This is a genomic window from Nocardia sp. NPDC003183, assembly GCF_053590715.1.
Genome location: NZ_JBSFTG010000010.1, coordinates 148,653 through 164,954 on the forward strand (window position 1 = coordinate 148,653; position 16,302 = coordinate 164,954).

17 protein-coding genes are annotated in these 16,302 nt (G+C 68.5%); 7 read left to right on the forward strand and 10 right to left on the reverse strand.

The genetic code is table 11. The annotated features are described in order from the left end of the window. Nucleotide 1: 1 nt before the first annotated feature. From ACWDXS_RS25565 to ACWDXS_RS25590, 6 genes are read right to left on the reverse strand one after another with little or no spacing between them, the layout of a single operon-like run. The gene (locus ACWDXS_RS25565) at nt 2–1,945 is read right to left on the reverse strand and encodes an acetoacetate--CoA ligase (RefSeq protein WP_449969329.1); all 1,944 of its coding nucleotides are present in this window, start codon (nt 1,943–1,945) and stop codon (nt 2–4) included. A 58-nt stretch (nt 1,946–2,003) separates the two neighbouring features. After that, nucleotides 2,004–2,819, reverse strand: coding sequence for an HpcH/HpaI aldolase/citrate lyase family protein (locus ACWDXS_RS25570; protein ID WP_449969332.1), 816 nt, complete (start codon nt 2,817–2,819; stop codon nt 2,004–2,006). A gap of 26 nt (nt 2,820–2,845) precedes the next feature. Further along, nucleotides 2,846–3,328 carry a MaoC family dehydratase gene (locus ACWDXS_RS25575; protein WP_449969335.1) on the reverse strand — a complete coding sequence of 161 codons (483 nt, stop codon included), beginning with the start codon at nt 3,326–3,328 and terminating at the stop codon, nt 2,846–2,848. Continuing rightward, a complete protein-coding gene (locus ACWDXS_RS25580; RefSeq protein ID WP_266293533.1) occupies nt 3,325–4,485 on the reverse strand; it encodes an acyl-CoA dehydrogenase family protein in 1,161 nt (386 codons plus the stop codon). Before ACWDXS_RS25580 ends, ACWDXS_RS25575 begins: the two co-directional genes overlap by 4 nt. After that, nucleotides 4,482–6,590: an ATP-binding protein gene (locus tag ACWDXS_RS25585; RefSeq protein WP_387445760.1), complete on the reverse strand. Its 2,109-nt coding sequence runs from the start codon at nt 6,588–6,590 to the stop codon at nt 4,482–4,484. Before ACWDXS_RS25585 ends, ACWDXS_RS25580 begins: the two co-directional genes overlap by 4 nt. A 5-nt stretch (nt 6,591–6,595) precedes the next feature. Further along, nucleotides 6,596–8,203 carry a carboxyl transferase domain-containing protein gene (locus ACWDXS_RS25590; RefSeq protein WP_378990857.1) on the reverse strand — a complete coding sequence of 536 codons (1,608 nt, stop codon included), beginning with the start codon at nt 8,201–8,203 and terminating at the stop codon, nt 6,596–6,598. Between the two features lie 88 nt (nt 8,204–8,291). Between ACWDXS_RS25590 and ACWDXS_RS25595 the strand changes: the two genes are divergently transcribed. Then, on the forward strand, nt 8,292–8,891 hold the full coding sequence (locus ACWDXS_RS25595; protein ID WP_378990855.1) for an SACE_7040 family transcriptional regulator: 600 nt from the start codon (nt 8,292–8,294) through the stop codon (nt 8,889–8,891). On the opposite strand, the gene ACWDXS_RS25600 is transcribed toward ACWDXS_RS25595, so the two are convergent. From ACWDXS_RS25600 to ACWDXS_RS25610, 3 genes are all read right to left on the reverse strand, one after another. Continuing rightward, a complete protein-coding gene (locus ACWDXS_RS25600) occupies nt 8,888–9,301 on the reverse strand; it encodes an NYN domain-containing protein (protein WP_449969341.1) in 414 nt (137 codons plus the stop codon). The genes ACWDXS_RS25595 and ACWDXS_RS25600 overlap by 4 nt on opposite strands. Before the next feature lie 102 nt (nt 9,302–9,403). Then, a complete protein-coding gene (locus ACWDXS_RS25605; RefSeq protein ID WP_449969344.1) occupies nt 9,404–10,192 on the reverse strand; it encodes an ABC transporter ATP-binding protein in 789 nt (262 codons plus the stop codon). Between the two features lie 7 nt (nt 10,193–10,199). After that, complete coding sequence (locus tag ACWDXS_RS25610) at nt 10,200–11,240, reverse strand: ABC transporter permease (protein ID WP_378990853.1); 1,041 nt, start codon at nt 11,238–11,240, stop codon at nt 10,200–10,202. 130 nt (nt 11,241–11,370) lie between these two features. On the opposite strand from ACWDXS_RS25610, the gene ACWDXS_RS25615 reads away from it, so the two are divergent. The 5 genes from ACWDXS_RS25615 to ACWDXS_RS25635 all read left to right on the forward strand — a co-directional run bounded on the left by ACWDXS_RS25615 (nt 11,371) and on the right by ACWDXS_RS25635 (nt 14,363). Next, nucleotides 11,371–12,552, forward strand: a complete 1,182-nt coding sequence (locus ACWDXS_RS25615) for a sensor histidine kinase (protein WP_378991228.1) — start codon at nt 11,371–11,373, stop codon at nt 12,550–12,552. Next, the gene (locus ACWDXS_RS25620) at nt 12,549–13,166 is read left to right on the forward strand and encodes a LuxR C-terminal-related transcriptional regulator (RefSeq protein ID WP_449969348.1); all 618 of its coding nucleotides are present in this window, start codon (nt 12,549–12,551) and stop codon (nt 13,164–13,166) included. Before ACWDXS_RS25615 ends, ACWDXS_RS25620 begins: the two co-directional genes overlap by 4 nt. Before the next feature lie 76 nt (nt 13,167–13,242). After that, nucleotides 13,243–13,581 (forward strand): type II toxin-antitoxin system RelE/ParE family toxin, encoded by a 339-nt coding sequence (locus tag ACWDXS_RS25625; protein WP_449969351.1) that lies wholly within the window; start codon nt 13,243–13,245, stop codon nt 13,579–13,581. Further along, on the forward strand, nt 13,581–13,859 hold the full coding sequence (locus ACWDXS_RS25630; protein ID WP_449969354.1) for a helix-turn-helix domain-containing protein: 279 nt from the start codon (nt 13,581–13,583) through the stop codon (nt 13,857–13,859). Before ACWDXS_RS25625 ends, ACWDXS_RS25630 begins: the two co-directional genes overlap by 1 nt. Before the next feature lie 78 nt (nt 13,860–13,937). Next, nucleotides 13,938–14,363, forward strand: a complete 426-nt coding sequence (locus ACWDXS_RS25635; RefSeq protein WP_379312415.1) for a PPOX class F420-dependent oxidoreductase — start codon at nt 13,938–13,940, stop codon at nt 14,361–14,363. Here the strand turns inward: ACWDXS_RS25635 and ACWDXS_RS25640 are convergent. Continuing rightward, on the reverse strand, nt 14,360–15,049 hold the full coding sequence (locus ACWDXS_RS25640; protein WP_378990848.1) for a DUF3105 domain-containing protein: 690 nt from the start codon (nt 15,047–15,049) through the stop codon (nt 14,360–14,362). The two genes, ACWDXS_RS25635 and ACWDXS_RS25640, sit on opposite strands and share 4 nt — an antisense overlap. 92 nt (nt 15,050–15,141) lie before the next feature. Between ACWDXS_RS25640 and cobM the strand changes: the two genes are divergently transcribed. After that, a complete protein-coding gene (gene cobM / locus ACWDXS_RS25645; RefSeq protein WP_378990847.1) occupies nt 15,142–15,885 on the forward strand; it encodes a precorrin-4 C(11)-methyltransferase in 744 nt (247 codons plus the stop codon). Nucleotides 15,886–16,302 lie beyond the last annotated feature (417 nt).

A 16,302-nucleotide genomic window follows, 5' to 3' on the forward strand; every position in this document is an offset into this window, starting at 1 on the left:
ATTAGCCCTTGTCGGGTGGGCTTATCCGGGCATACCAGTCGAGGAGTGCGGGGTCGTCGACGGCGCTGCGTTCGACGACGCGAGCGGGATCGGCGCCCTGGAAGAGCTTTTTGATGGGGACTTCCAGCTTCTTGCCGGTTCGGGTGTGGGGGATGCCGGGGGCTTCGCGGATCTCGTCGGGAACGTGGCGCGGGGAGACCTCGGTGCGGATCGCGGTGGCGAGACGGGTTTTCAGGTCTTCGGTGAGTGCCGCGCCGGGGGCGAGCACGACGAACAGGGGCATCCAGTAGCCGCCGTCGGGTTGTTCGGCGCCGATCACCAGGGCCTCGGCGATCTCCGGAAACTGTTCGACGACCTGGTAGATGTCGGCGCTGCCCATGCGGATGCCGTGGCGGTTGAGCGTCGAATCGGAGCGACCGTGCACGACGATGCTGCCGTGTTCGGTGAGGGTGATCCAGTCGCCGTGGCGCCATACGCCGGGGTAGGTGTCGAAATAGGCCGCGTGGTAGCGCTTTCCGTCGTCGTCGCGCCAGAAGCTCACCGGCATCGACGGCATCGGCGCGGTGACCACCAGCTCGCCGACCTCGCCGCGCACGGGGTTGCCCTGCTCGTCGAAGGCATCGAGGGCGACGCCGAGATACGGCGCCGACAGCTCACCCGGCCATACCGGCACGGTCGGGGCGCCACCGACGAACGCCGACACCACATCGGTGCCGCCGCTGATCGAGTTCACCTGAACATGCTCTCCGGCATTCTCGTTCAGCCACAGCGCGCTCGACACCGGTAGCGACGAACCGGTGATACCCACGGAGCGCAGGGCCGAGAGGTCGTGCTCGGCGCGTGGCACCGATCCCGCCTTGACACAGCCGAGAACATAGCCGGGGCTGGTCCCGAAAACGGTGGCGCCCACCTGGGCGGCGATGCGCCACAGCGCATCCGGCCCGCCCGCGGTCGGGCTGCCGTCGTAGGTGACGACGGTGGTGCCGGTGAGCAGACCCGCTACCTGGAAGTTCCACATCATCCAGCTCGGGCTGGTGTACCAGAAGAACGTGTCCTCGGGGCCCATGTTCGATTGCAGCGCTACGGCTTTCAGATGCTCGAGCAGCACGCCGCCGTGGCCGTGGACGATGCCCTTGGGCAGCCCGGTGGTGCCGGAGGAGAACACGATCCACAGCGGATGATCGAAATCGACGGGGACGGTTTCGATGACACCGAGTCCGGCATCGGCGACCGAGTCCGTCCAGGACAGCGTGTCGGGTACCTCGCGTCCGAGTTGCGAGACGACGACGGTGGCGCGCAGGCCGGGCAGCCCGTCGCGCAGTGCCGCGATGTCGGCCCGTTTGTCGTGTTCCTTGCCGCCGAACCGGTAGCCGTCGGCGGTGACCAGCACCGTCGGGTCGAGCTGTCCGAGCCGGTCCAGCGCGGCCTTGGCCGAGTAGTCCTGACCGCAGGCGCTCCACACCGCGCCGATACTGGCGGTGGCGAGGAAGGCGACGATCGCTTCCGGAATATTGGGCAGGTAGCCCACCACCCGGTCGCCCGCCTCGACGCCCTGCTCACGCAAGGTGCGCGCGAAAACCGTGACCTGTTCGATCAATTCGGCCCACGACACCTCCCGCGGCTCGGCTTCTTCGTGCAGGGCGATCACCGCGGGGCGGCCGAACTGGGCCATCCGGATGATCTGGTCGACATAGTTCAGCCGGGTGCCGGGAAACCATTGCGCGCCCGGCATCTCCCGCGAGCCGAGCACCTCACCGGCGGTCTCGCCGAGCTCGAAGTAGTCCCACACGGCCTGCCAGAAGCCGGCGACGTCGTCCACCGACCACTGCCACAGGGCCTGGTAGTCGGGGTACGGGTCGCCGGTTCGCGTGGTGACGAAGGCGGCGAAGTCGGTGATTCGGGCCGACGCGATGTCCTGCGCGCTCGGTACCCATTGCGGTTGCACTCCGATGTCCTCCTCGAACTGGACTACTTCGTGTATCGGGGGGTGGATTACCCGATGATCAGCTGGGCACGCCTGCGCGCCGGACGATCTGTTCGGCATGCCGGAGCACCGGTGCGTCGACCATACGGCCCTCGAACGCGAAGACGCCGCGATGGTTGGGCACCTCCGCCAGCACTCGATGCGCCCAGTCGAGCTCGGCGGGGTCGGGTGCGTAGCCATCGCGGATCACGGCGACCTGACTCGGGTGGATGGCGACCTTGGCGTCGAATCCGACGGCGACCGCATCGCTCGTCTCCGCGGCGAGGCCGTCGAGATCCTTGATGTCGAGGTACACCGAGTCCAGCGCGAAGCGCCCGAAGGCCTTGGCCGCCAGCAGCGTCGATGAACGCACCTGACGGGCGACATCGCGGTAGCTGCCGTCGGCGTGCCTGCTCGAGTTGCCACCGAGTCCGGCGACCAGATCCTCGGCACCCCACATCACGCCGATGGCATTGCCTGCCTGCACCGACTCGGTGATCCGCACCGCGCCGAGCGGCGATTCGACCAGCACGATCACTTCGTAGCCGTCGAGGCTGCGAACCTGGTCGGCCGACTCGCATTTGGGCAGCATGACCCGGCGGTAGGCGGTCTGCGCGAGCGCGGCCAGATCGGCCGCGTAGTCGTCGGTGCCGGCCGCGTTGACCCGAATCACGGTGTGCTGCGGGTCGAGCGGGGTGTCGATGAGCGCCTGCCTGGCCGCGGTCTTGTCACCCGCCGCGACACCGTCCTCGAGATCGAGGATCACCACATCGGCCACCGCGGCGGCCTTGGCGAAGCGTTCGGGGCGATCGGCCGGGCAGAACAGCCACGCGGGACCACTCGGCTGCCAGCTCATACTGCGTCCTTTCGGCGGGTGGCCGCTCATGCCTGCGGCGCCTTGCGGACCAGTGTCTTGCGTATCGCGGTCGCCACGATCACGCCGTGCTGGTTGCGTGCGGTGTGGGCCAGGCTGACGATGCCCTCGCCGGGACGGCTCTTGGATTCGCGCTTGTCGGTGACCAGCGTTTCCGCGTACATGGTGTCGCCGTGGAACAGCGGCGCGGGCGTGGTCATCTCGGAGAAACCGAGATTGCCGACCAGCGTGCCCTGGGTGAGCTGGGCGACGGAGAGCCCGACCAGGGTCGACAGCGTGAACATCGAATTCACCAGGCGCTGGTTGAACGGCGGCTGCGCGTCGGCGAAGGCCGCGTCCAGGTGCAGGGCCTGCGTGTTCATGGTCAGCGTGGTGAACAGGACATTGTCGGCCTCGGTGATGGTGCGGCCGGGCCGGTGCTCGTAGATCGTGCCGATCTCGAACTCCTCGAACCACAGCCCGCGCTGGACCACCCGCCTGACTTCGCTCACAGACCCAGCTCCCTTGCGATCAGCATCAGCTGTACCTCCGTGGTGCCCTCGCCGATTTCCAGGATCTTGCTGTCACGGTAGTGCCTCGACACCGGGTATTCGTTCATGAAGCCGTTGCCGCCGAAGATCTGGGTGGCGTCGCGGGCGTTGTCCATCGCGGCCTCGCTGGCGACCATCTTCGCGATCGAAGCGGCCTTCTTGAACGGCTTGCCCGCCAGCATCAGCGCGGCGGCGTCGTAGTAGGCGGTGCGCGCGACATGGGCCCGCGCCTCCATCCGGGCGATCTTGAACGCGATGGCCTGATTGCGGCCGATCGCCTGTCCGAAGGCCTGGCGTTCACCCGCGTAGCGCACGCTCTCGTCCACACAGCCCTGCGCGGCGCCGACGGCCAGCGCGGCGATGGCGATGCGGCCCTCGTCGAGGATGCGCAGGAAGTTGGCGTAGCCGCGACCGCGCTCGCCGAGCAGGTTCTCCTGCGGCACCCGCACGTCGGTGAAGCTCAGCGGGTGGGTGTCGGAGGCGTTCCAGCCGACCTTGTTGTAGGCGGGCTCGGCCACGAAACCCGGGGTGGAGGTCGGCACCAGAATGGTGGAGATCTCCTTCTTGCCGCCTGCCTGTCCGGTGACCGCGGTGACGGTCACCAGGCGGGTGATGTCGGTGCCGGAGTTGGTGATGAACTGCTTGCTGCCGTTGATCACCCAGCTCTCGCCGTCCTGCACGGCGGTGGTCCTGGTGCCGCCCGCGTCGCTGCCCGCGTCGGGTTCGGTGAGTCCGAAGCCCGCCAGCGCCTGCCCGCTGGTGAGCTGGGGCAGCCATTCGGTGCGCTGCTTGTCGTTGCCGAAGCGGTAGATCGGCATGGCGCCCAGCGACACCCCCGCCTCGAGGGTGATGGCCACGCTCTGGTCGATCTTGCCGAGTTCCTCGAGCGCCAGGCACAGGGCGAAGTAGTCGCCGCCCATGCCGCCGAACTCCTCGGGGAACGGCAGGCCGAACAGGCCCATCTCGGCCATGCCCGCCACGACCTCGTACGGAAAGCTGTGTTCGGCATCGTGTTTCGCCGACACCGGCGCGACGACCTGGTTGGCGAAATCGCGCACGGTGAGGGCGAGCTGGCGGTATTCCTCCGGCAGCGAACCGGTGGACAGGTAGTCGGTCATGCGGGGGTTCCTTCGGGCTCGGTCGGTGCCGCGGCGGTCTCGGCGACGGCGGGTTCGGTCGCGACTGCCGCGACGACGGTTTCTGCGGGGTGGGCGATGACGCGCACCAGCACCTGGTCCAGTTTCACCTGGGCGCCGGGGAGGGCGAGCACCTCCACCGTGCCTGCCACCGGCGCGGTGAGCGCGTGCTCCATCTTCATGGCCTCGATCACGATCACCGGATCGCCGACGGCGACGGTCGCGCCGTTCTCGACCGGCGTGGCGATCACCGAACCCGGCATGGGACTGCGGATTTCGGCGTCACCGATGTGGGCGGCGTCGCCACGCACGCTCGCCTCGGCGACCTCGCGGAGCACGGCGAGCCCGCCGTCGTGGCTCACCCACAGCTGGCCGTCGGCCTCGGCGATGCGGTAGGTGCGTCGCAGCCCGTCGAGCGTCGACGCGAGACCGTCGGCCGAGACGGTGGCGGTGAGCGTGCGCGGTTCGGGGTGACTCGCCGGTTCGCCGGACTCCGGCTCGTCGAGCCACACGGTCGCCGAAGCCGGTGTGCCGGTGATGAACACGTGGCGCGCCTGGTCGCCCGCGGACAGTCTGATCGATGTCGGGGCGGGTTCGCCGAGGCGCCATCCCGACGGGGTCGACCAGGGGTCGCCGCCGGTGGCGGGCCAGCGTCGCAACCAGTGATGTGTCGCGGCGGCGATGAATTCGTCGTCGGTCACCTCGGCGGGTACGAAGTCGGCGACGCGGCGATCCAGCAGCGCGGTGTCGAGACGGCCGGCCTGTACATCGTCGTCGGCGAGCAGGAAACGCAAGAATTCGATATTGCTTGTCACGCCAAGCAGCACGGTCTGTTCCAACGCGCGGTCCAGCGCGGCGAGCGCGTCGGCGCGAGTATTGCCGCGCGCGATCACCTTCGACAGCATCGGGTCGTAGTCGCTACCGACCACGGTGCCCACCGAGAGCCCCGAATCCACCCGCACGCCGGCGCCTTCCGGCTCCGACAGCGCCAGCACGGCACCTCCGGTCGGCAGGAACCCGCGACCCGGATCCTCCGCGTAGACCCGTGCTTCGATCGCGTGCCCGACGAGGTGGATCTCGTCCTGGGTGCGCGCCAGCTTCTGGCCCGCGGCGACCCGCACCTGGCATTCCACCAGGTCGACACCGGTGACCATCTCGGTCACCGGATGCTCCACCTGCAGACGGGTGTTCATTTCCATGAAGAAGAACTCGTCGGGCTGGTCGGCCGAGACGATGAACTCCACGGTGCCCGCGCCCACATAGTCCACGCTGCGGGCGGTATTGCAGGCGGCGGTGCCGATCCGGGCCCTGGTCTGCGCGTCCAGCAGCGGCGAGGGAGCCTCCTCGATCACCTTCTGATGCCTGCGCTGCAAGCTGCATTCGCGCTCACCCAGGTGCACCACGTTGCCGAACTTGTCGGCCAGGATCTGCACCTCGATATGGCGGGGCCGGTTGACGAACCGCTCCAGGAACAGGGTGTCGTCGCCGAACGCGGCAGCGGCTTCGCGCCGGGCACTCACCAGCGCGGCGGGCAGATCGGCGGGGTCGGTGACCCGGCGCATGCCCTTGCCGCCACCGCCTGCCGACGGCTTCACCAGCACCGGGTAACCGATGTCCGTTGCGGCGGCGATCAATTGGTCATCGGTCAGGCCGGGTTCGGCGATGCCGGGCACCACCGGAACCCCGAACGCCGTCACCGTCTTCTTCGCGGTGATCTTGTCGCCCATCACCTCGATGGCCTTGGCCGGCGGGCCGAGGAACACGATGCCCGCATCGGCCAGTGCCGCCGCGAAGGCCGAATTCTCCGACAGGAAGCCATAACCCGGGTGTACCGCCTGCGCGCCCGAACGTACGGCGGCATCGACGACCTTCTCGATCGACAGGTAGCTCTCGCGCGCCGGCGCCGGTCCGAGCCGCACCGCGACATCGGCCTCACGCACGTGGCGCGCGTCGGCATCGGCGTCGCTGTACACCGCGACCGAGCGAATGCCCATGTCGCGCAGGGTCTTGATCACACGCACCGCGATCTCGCCGCGGTTGGCGACCAGGACGGTGTCGAATTCGACGAGATGGTTCTTGTTCAGCATGTCGCTCACATCCGGAAGACGCCGTAGGAAACGGGTTCGAGCGGCGCTTGCGCGCACACCGAAAGGGCAAGACCGAGCACGGTTCTGGTATCGGTCGGCGCGATCACGCCGTCGTCCCAGAGGCGCGCGGTCGCGTAGTAGGGGTTGCCCTGGGTCTCGTACTGTTCGCGGATCGGGGCCTTGAACGCCTCCTGATCCGCCTCGGACCACGGCTTGCCCGCGCTGTCGAGCTGATCACCGCGCACCGTCGACAGCACCGACGCGGCCTGTTCGCCACCCATCACCGAGATGCGCGCGTTGGGCCACATCCACAGGAAGCGCGGCGAATACGCGCGCCCGCACATGGAGTAGTTGCCCGCGCCGTAGGAACCGCCGATCACGACCGTGAGCTTCGGCACCCGCGCGCACGCGACCGCGGTGACCATCTTCGCGCCGTGCTTGGCGATGCCGCCGGCCTCGTAGTCACGGCCGACCATGAAGCCGGTGATGTTCTGCAGGAACAGCAGTGGGATCTTGCGCTTGTCGCACAACTCGATGAAATGCGCGCCCTTCATGGCAGATTCGGCGAACAGCACGCCGTTGTTGGCGACGATGCCCACCGGATGGCCGTGAATGCGGGCGAACCCGGTGATCAGGGTCTTGCCGTATTCGGCCTTGAACTCCTGGAAGCCGCTCTCGCCGTCGATGATCCGGTCGATCACCTCGTGCACGTCGTAGGGCGTGCGCGGGTCGACGGGCACCACGTCGTAGAGCTCGTCCTCGGCTTTGGCGGGCGGGGTACTCGGCAGGACCTCCCACGGTGCTTCGGGGCGCGGGCCCAGCGTGGCGACGATATTGCGGACGATCCGCAGTGCGTCGCGGTCGTCGTCGGCCAGGTGATCGGTGACCCCCGAGGTGCGTGAGTGCAGCAGGCCGCCGCCGAGGTCCTCGGCGGTGACGATCTCGCCGGTCGCCGCCTTCACCAGGGGCGGGCCGCCCAGGAAGATGGTGCCCTGGTCGCGCACGATCACGGCCTCGTCGGCCATCGCGGGCACGTACGCGCCACCGGCGGTGCACGAACCCATCACCGCCGCGATCTGGGCGATGCCCTTGGCGCTCATGTTCGCCTGGTTGAAGAAGATGCGGCCGAAGTGCTCGCGGTCGGGGAACACCTCGTCCTGGTGCGGCAGGAAGGCGCCGCCGGAGTCCACGAGGTACACGCACGGCAGGTTGTTCTGCGCGGCCACCTCCTGCGCGCGCAGGTGCTTCTTCACCGAGATCGGGTAGTAGGTGCCGCCCTTGACCGTCGCGTCGTTGGCCAGGATCAGGCACTCGCGGCCCGCGATGCGGCCGATGCCGGCGATCACGCCGGCGCCGGGGCACTCGTCGCCGTAGATGCCGTTGGCCGCCAGCGGGGACAGTTCGAGGAACGGACTGCCGGGGTCGAGTAATTGGTCGACGCGCTCGCGGGGGAGCAGCTTGCCCCTGGCCACGTGCCGTTCGCGGGACTTCTGCGGACCACCGAGGGCGGCCGTGGCCAGCCGCTGCCGCAGATCCGCGACCAGGGCGCCGTGCGCGTCCCGGTTGCTCGTCGCGGCCACGGTGCCGTCGTCGGTCTCGTGCGTAACCGTCATCACGCCACTCTTCCCATTCGGTTAATCGCTAATAACTGAAATTCAGGTTAATCTTGACTAACCAAGTTGTCCAGAGGGGGCGGCCACGATGTCGACTACCGAGCCTGTCCAGGCGACCCGCCGCGAGCAGCTCAAGGCCCAGCGGCGCGAGCAGTTGCTGGCCGCGGGCGCCCGGCTCATCGCCGACCGCGGCTTCTTCGGCGTGCGGCTCGACGACCTCGGCGCGGCGGTCGGCATCAGCGGCCCCGCCGTCTACCGGCACTTCGCGAACAAAGAGGCGCTGCTGGTCGAACTCCTGGTCGGCATCAGTGAGCGCCTGCTGTCGGGCGGTCGCGCCGTCGTCGACGAATCGCCGTCGGCCGTTGCGGCGCTGACCGCGCTGGTCGACTTCCACCTCGACTTCGCCTTCGGCAACCCCGAGCTCATCCGCATCCAGGACCGCGACCTCGACAATGTCCCCGCCAACGACCGCCGTGTCCTGCGTCGCACCCAGCGTCAGTACGTCGAGATCTGGGTTGGTGTCCTGCGCGAACTGACCCCCGGGCTCCCCGAGGAAACCGCCCGCATCCAAGCCCACGCCGCCTTCGGCCTGATCAACTCGACCCCGCACAGCGCCTCCGCGGCGAGTGCGTCGAGGGCCCGGCCGGTGCTGCGGCAGATGGCCCTGGCGGCGTTGACGGCCGGCTAGTTCGCTTCGGCGCCGGGTCGGTCGAGCTGGTTCCAGAGCCAGCCGGGGCCGACGGATCCGGCGCCGTGGGCTTCGACACGGGTGCGGAGCTCGCGGTCGGCGGTGACGACCGTGATCCGTTCGACGGAGTCGGCCCCGGCGACCACGTCCACGATCTTGTCGTCGCCCGAGCGCTCGGCGAGGACCACCTCCATCCGCGGCGCGGCGGGCGCGGCACCGTCGGCAGCGGCCTTGGCCGCCCCTTCGAGGACGACCGCGACTTCGGTGTTGTCAGGAAGCCGGGTAGTCAGGTCCGCCACGTCGGCGAGAAATCGCCGAGCAGCACCCGCCCTGTCCTTCCACCATCCGTTGGCGCGCGACCCGATCACATTGGCCGCATCCACCACGACGAGATGCCTCGGATCGCTCATCGACCCAGTCTGCCCGCCGTCGTCGGCTGTGCCGAACGGGCGCGCTGGACTCTCGCCCGGCGGATGACGGGGCCGAGAGTCCAGCGGCAGCACGGTCAGGCGTCAGGCAGGCGCGGGGACGGAGACCGTGGTGAGGCGGCCGTCGGTCATGCGGTAGACCGCGTCCATGGTGTGCAGGTGGGTCGGGTCGTGGGTGACCAGGATGGTGGCGGCTCGGTGTTCGCGGGCGATGGTGGTGATCAGGGCGATGATCGCGGCGCCGCGTTCGGAATCGAGCGCGCTGGTGGGTTCATCGACCACGAGCAGGGCCGGGTCGTTCATCAGGGCGCGGGCGATGTTGACGCGCTGGCGCTGGCCGCCGGAGAGCTGGGCGGGGCGTTTGTGAGCGTGGTCGGTCAGGCCGACCGCGTCGAGAAGTTCTCTCGCGCGGGTACTGGTCGCGTGGCGTGATGCGCGTTTCGGGCCGCCGAGGTGGGCGGTGACTTCCAGTTGCTCGATCGCGGTCAGCGAGGGGATGAGGTTCGGCTGCTGGAAGACGATGCCCATCGACTTGCGGCGGGCGGTCGCCGCGGCTCGTCGGCTCAGCGTGGCGAGATCTGTGGTGCCGGACTCGGTGTCGAGCACGACCGTGCCCGAATCGGGTCGGATCAGGGTCGCGGCGACGGCGAGCAGGCTCGACTTTCCTGAACCGGACGCGCCGGTCACCGCGGCGATCGTGCCGCCGGGCACGTGCAGATTCACCCGATCGAGAGCGGTGAGACGGTCGGTGCCGTCGGGGTAGGTGAGGGTCACGTCGGTGAGAGTGAGAGCCACAGTGGATCCTTCGTTCGGTCGCGCGGTGCGGTGGATCGGCAGCGCGACTGCGGCATCGGTGCGGGCGACGGTCGTCATGGGATCGTCAGCGGGTCGCGCCGAGCGCGGTCAGTGGGTCGGTGGTGAACAGGAAGCGCAGGGCGACAGCGGCGCCGACCAGGCCGAGGACGATCAGGGCCAGCGCGGGGACCAAGGTTGTCGCGGGGCTGAGCACGAAAGGCATCGCCTCGCCCAGGAACAGTGAGGCGAGGGCGGTGATCGCCAGGCCCGCCGTGACGCCCGCGGTCAGGACGATCGCGGCCTGGGCGAGGGCATCACGGACCAGGGAGCCGGTGGTCGCGCCGAGTGCCTTCAAGGTGGCGATATCGGGTTGGCGCTGCACGGTCCAGACCGTGAAGAAGGCGCCGATCACCAGGGCCGAGATGGCGAACAGCAGCACGGTCATCAGGGTGAGTGAGCTGTTCTCGGCCTGGTAGGAGCCGATCGCCTGGACGGCGTCCTTCGCGGGCAGCGAGTGCGTGCCTGCTTCGGCGTCGAGGCCGCCGGGGGCCTCACCGGTCACCGCGAGCACGGTCGCGGCACCGGCGCGCGGGCTGGCCGCTTGCCAGTCCTGCAGGCTCGTCCAGATCACGGGGGTGTGGCTGTACCACTCGTCGCCGGCGACGTCGGCGACGGTGAACTCGTGCCCTGCCAGCAGCACGACGTCGCCGGTGCCTGCCGACAGCTCGCGAGCCGCCGCCGAACTCAGCACCACGGCGCCGGGGGCGGTAGCAGGGCGATTGCTGAATGCCGATGGGTCGCCGCCGAACAACGCGACCTGCGTCGGACTCGCACCCGCGTGCTCGGCTCTGGTGCGCGAGATGCCGATCGGGGTCGCGTCCGCCGATTCCCACTGCGCGATCTGCTGCTCGGTGAGCACCGAGGAGTCGAACGACGGGTCGGCCCCGGTTTCGGCGAAAACGACCCGGTCGGCGTCGATGCCCTGGACAGCGGAGATGTTCTGGTGCGCCAGCCCCGCGGTGAGGCCACTGAGGAAGCTCACCAGCACCGCCACCAAGAACACGACGGTGGTGATGAGCAGGAAGCGGCCACGGGCGGCCCGCAGATCTCGGAGTGCGACGAACATGACTCCACTCTGTCGTTCTCGTCCGTCGACGCCATCGCACCGGCGCACGAATCGCCGTCCATCCAAGGTCTGGCGGCGTTTACATCTTTCGATGGATGCCCGCGTGGTTGCCGCACATAAGCTGGTCGACGTGCACTCGTCCCCCCTGACCCCGGTGGTCACCACCCTGCGCTTCGGCCTGCATGTGCTGGTGACGGTGCTGGCGGTGGTGGTCGCGGTGCGCGCGTTGCTGCCCGGCGGCGGCGGTCACGGTATCGCGGTGGTCGCGCTGACGGTGGTGTGGTTGCTGGTGTATTTCGCGGGGACCGAGTTCCCGCGCTCACGTTCGCCTGCGTATCCCGATGCGGCGGTGTGGGTGTGGCTGGCGGCTCTGACCGTGTTGTGGCTGGTCATGCTCACGCTCACCGCTGATGCGGTCTACCTGGCGTTCGGGCTGTTCTTCGTCTACCTGCACCTGTTGCCACGGCCGTGGAATCTGGTCGCGGTGGTGTCGGCGACGGCGGTCGGTGTGATCGGGTTCGCGGCGCATCGTGGTTGGTCCGCGGGTGCGGTGGTGGGGCCTGTTCTCGGCGCGCTGGTGGCGATCGGGATCGGGCTCGGCTACCAGGCCCTGCGTCGTGAGGCAGTCGAGCGCGAGCGGCTGATCGACGAATTGATCGGCACCAGAGCGATTCTCGCGGAACAGGAGCGCACGGCGGGCAAGCTCGCCGAGCGCGAACGCTTGGCGAAGGAGATCCACGACACCGTCGCCCAGGGCCTGAGCAGCATCCAACTGCTCCTGCACAGTGCTGAGCAGGCCGCACCGGATCATCCTGCGCTGGACCGTATTCGGCTCGCGCGCGAGACCGCCGCCGAAGACCTGGCCGAAACCCGAAGGCTCATCGACGAATTGTCGCCCGCCGCGCTGGACGGCCAATCACTGGCCGAAGCGCTGGAACGCATTTGTCTGCGCGCGCAGTCGCCGACACTGACCACGCAGCTGCTCGTCGAGGGTGAGCCGGAGCGCCTGCCGATGCCGGTCGAGGCGGCGCTGGTGCGGATCGCGCAGAGCGCGGTGGCCAATGTGGTGCAGCACGCGCAGGCTGAGCGCATGCGGGTCACCCTGACCTACGACGACACCGACGCGCACTTGGACATCGTCGACGACGGCATCGGCATCGAGCCGGATATGTTGCGCCACCGCCGATCCGGCGCGTTCGGCCTCGCCGCCATGCGCAGCCGCGTCGAGCAACAGGGCGGTGCGATGACTGTCGAATCCGAACCGGGCCACACCGCCGTGTCGGTGACCTTCCCGCTCGGCGCGGCCTCATGATCCGCCTTCTCCTCGCCGACGATCACGCCATCGTCCGTGCGGGCCTGCGCGCGCTCCTCGACTCCGCCGCCGACATCACCGTTGTCGGCGATGTCGCGAATGCCGATGCGGCAGTGGCCTTTTGCGCCGCCACCCCCGTCGATCTGGTCTTGATGGACCTGCGCTTCGGCGACGGTCGCTCCGGCGCCGCCGCCACCGCCGACCTGCGCGCCCTGCCCACCCCGCCGAACGTCCTCGTCGTCACCAACTACGACACCGACGCCGACATCCTCGGCGCCATCGAAGCGGGCGCCGTCGGCTACCTCCTCAAAGACACCCCACCCACCGAACTCCTGACCGCGGTCCGCGCCGCCTCGGCAGGCGAAAGCGTCCTCTCCCCAACCGTCGCCTCCCGCCTGATGACCCGAGTCCGCCGAGCCGACACCACCCTCAGCCCCCGCGAAGTAGAAGTCCTCCGCCTGGTAGCCGCCGGCCTTTCCAACCGCGACATAGCCAAACAACTGTTCCTCAGCGAAACCACCGTGAAGTCCCACCTCGTCCACATCTACGCCAAACTCGGCGTGAAGTCCCGCACCTCCGCCGTCGCCACGGCCCGCGAAAGCGGCGCGATCTGAACCCATCGCCGGGCCGACTCGCGTCGCCGCCGAACTCGGCTGTGCAACTTATACAATTATTTGTATACTGGGGCTGGTGAAGCGACTCGAGTTCGTTGGCACAGCACTTGATGACCTGCGCGAGTTCCCGCTCGGCGCCCGCCGCGAGTGCGGCTATCAACTCGATCGCGTTCAACGTGGCCTCGACCCAACGGACTGGCGGACCATGCGTTCCGTCGGGCTCGGGGTGTGCGAGATTCGAGTTCGCGAGGACTCCGGCGCATTTCGCGTCATATACGTCGCGAAACTCGCTGACCGCATCCTTGTGCTGCACTGCTTTCAGAAGAAGACTCAGAAGACATCGGATTCTGATCTGGCGCTGGCGACGAAGCGATACGCAAGGGCCGGTGTTGCAAGCGAGAAGGGAGAGCGCTGATGGCGGACGAGACATTCGACAGCGTGTGGGATGCGATCGAGGACACCCCACAGGAAGCAGAGAACATGCGGCTGCGGTCGCGGCTGATGATCGCGTTGACCGAGCACATCGAGAATTCCGGCTGGACGCAGGCGTCGGCTGCTGAGCGGCTCGGCGTGACCCAGCCTCGAGTTTCGGATCTGATGCGAGGAAAGATCAGTTTGTTCAGTTTGGACGCGCTGGTGAATATGGTTGTCGCGGCGGGGATGCATGTAGAGATGAGCGTTCGTGCGGCATGAACGGGTTCGTGCGCAGCGCCGCTGACAGGCCGCCCGCAGGTACCGGGGGAGGCCGTTGTGGTGATTTACCCTGGGCGTATGGCCTCTCTGTCTGATCCCAAGGTGCGCGAATTTCTTTCCCATGGAACGCGAACGGGCAAGGTGGCGTTCGCCGCGGCGGACGGGCGTCCGCTGGTGACGCCGGTGTGGTTCGTCGTCGAAGGTGACGAGCTGGTTTTCAATACGGGTAAGAACACGGCCAAGGGGCGGGCTTTCGCGCGTGATCCGCGGGTCGCGGTGTGCGTCGACCTCGAGGAGCCGCCGTACGCGCTGGTCGAGGTGCAGGGGACGGTCACCCTGTCCGAAGATCTCGATGAGCTCGTGCGGACCGCGACCGCGATCGCCGCCCGGTACATGGGTCCGGACAAGGCGGAGGAATTCGGTCAGCGCAACGGGGTAGCGGGAGAACTCGTGGTGCGGGTGCGGCCGACGAAGATCATCGCGCAGTTCGATATGACGGGCTAGCGGGCGCCGGTCATCGGGACCGCGTCGGGGCCGGGCGGGGTGGGGTCGTACGGCGGGGGATCGGTGCGGTCGAAGAGCGGAGACGAGCAGGTCGCGCCGACTTCCGGGGTGGTGTACGGGTTTTCGCGGAGGGCGACGACGAACTGGTCGATGCGTTCGTCGGTGGCGGAGTCGACGGTGAGCTGGTGACCCCACGACTGCAGTGAGATCGGGTGGTTCATGTCGGGGATGGGGGACATCAGGGTGTACTGGCGGTCGGTGACTCGGGCGCTCAGTGCCGCCTGATCCTGCGCGCTCACCTTCGCGGGGTCGTAGGCGATCCACACCGCGCCGTGTTCGAGCGAGTGGACCGCGTTCTCGGTGCGCAGGGCCTTCGAATAGACGACGCCGGTGCAGGCCGCCCACTGGGCGTCGTGTGGTCCGCCCACCGGGGGGATCGACGGGTAGGCGACTCGCTGGTTCGGCCGCACGTGCTGCTGCCCGGGCGCGATCTCGGTGACGACGACGCCGCGAATCTGTAGCGAGGGGTCACGGTTGTCCGAGGACGGGGCGAAGCTGTCCGCGGTGGCGGTCGCCTGACCGGCGACCTTCTCACCCGAGCACCCGGTCGCCAGCGTGGCGGCCACGACCACGACCGCGCAAGCGCCTGCGCCGCGCACCCCACCGGACCTACTCGAAACCCGCATCGCGGACCCCCGTCTCCTCGTCGCCGACACCTGCCGTCCGACACAGAACCTACTTGTCTCCCCGCGCCGGGGGCACTCCTAGACTCCCGACTATGACTGTGCACTTCATCGGGGCAGGCCCCGGCGCCGCCGACCTGCTCACAGTGCGAGCGGTCAACCTGCTGCGCGACAGCCCCGTCTGCCTCTACGCGGGCACCTACCTCGACCCCGAGGTCCTCGCCCACTGCGCGCCCGGCGCCGAACTGATCGACACCCAGCACCTGAACCTGGACCAGATCATCGACCACCTCGTGCGCGCCACCGAGGCGGGCAAGGACGTGGCCCGGCTGTGTTCGGGTGATCCCTCGCTCTATTCGGCCCTCACCGAACAGACCCGCAGGCTCGACGCCCGCAACGTGGCGTGGGACATCACCCCCGGCGTTCCCGCCTACGCGGCCGCGGCGGCGGCCCTCGGCACCGAACTGACCGTCCCCGAGGTCGTCCAGTCGGTCGTCCTCACCCGGACCCAGGCGCGCTCCACCGCGATGCCGCACGGCGAGGCGCTGGCGAACTTCGCCGCCACCGGTGCCACGCTCGTCCTGCATCTCGCGATCACCCGGATCAGCGTGCTCGCGCAGGAGCTGGTCGCCGAGTACGGCACCGACTGCCCCGTCGCCGTCGTCTATCGCGCCAGCCAACCCGAACAGCTCGTGCTGCGCGGCACCCTGTCCGACATCGCCGACCAGGTGGCGGCGGCCGGGCTGCGTCAAGCCGCGGTGATCCTGGTCGGCCGCGCGCTGGCCACGTCCATCGACTGCGCCCAGTCGCACCTCTACGACCCGGCCAGGGCCCGGTAACACCCACTCCAGCACACCAGACCAATCGGTGTGATCCATCACTCAGTTGCCGCGGTGCACAGGTCATCCAGCGGGGATGTGAGAACGCAGACAAGCGTCAGCAAACGTGGGTCGCAGGCTTTACCTGGGACGATGCTCGGCGGCTATGGAGGTGGTTGGTTGCGGGGCGAGCGCACCGGTAGATTGGTGCGATGGTTTGCGACGAGTAGACCGGCGCTGGCGGCCGGACGGTCAGGTGCATGGTCTCGGCCGTGTAACGAGACCAGCCTGGGTGACAGATAGTGCCAATGGACATTTTTGCCTGATTGATTCGAGAACTGAACCCGAGACGCGGGCGCCACGCTTATTCAGGTGGGCGCTCGCGTTCCGGTGTCGTCGGGGAGCGCCTGACCGGGTGTTCCGGAAGCGAGGTTTGGG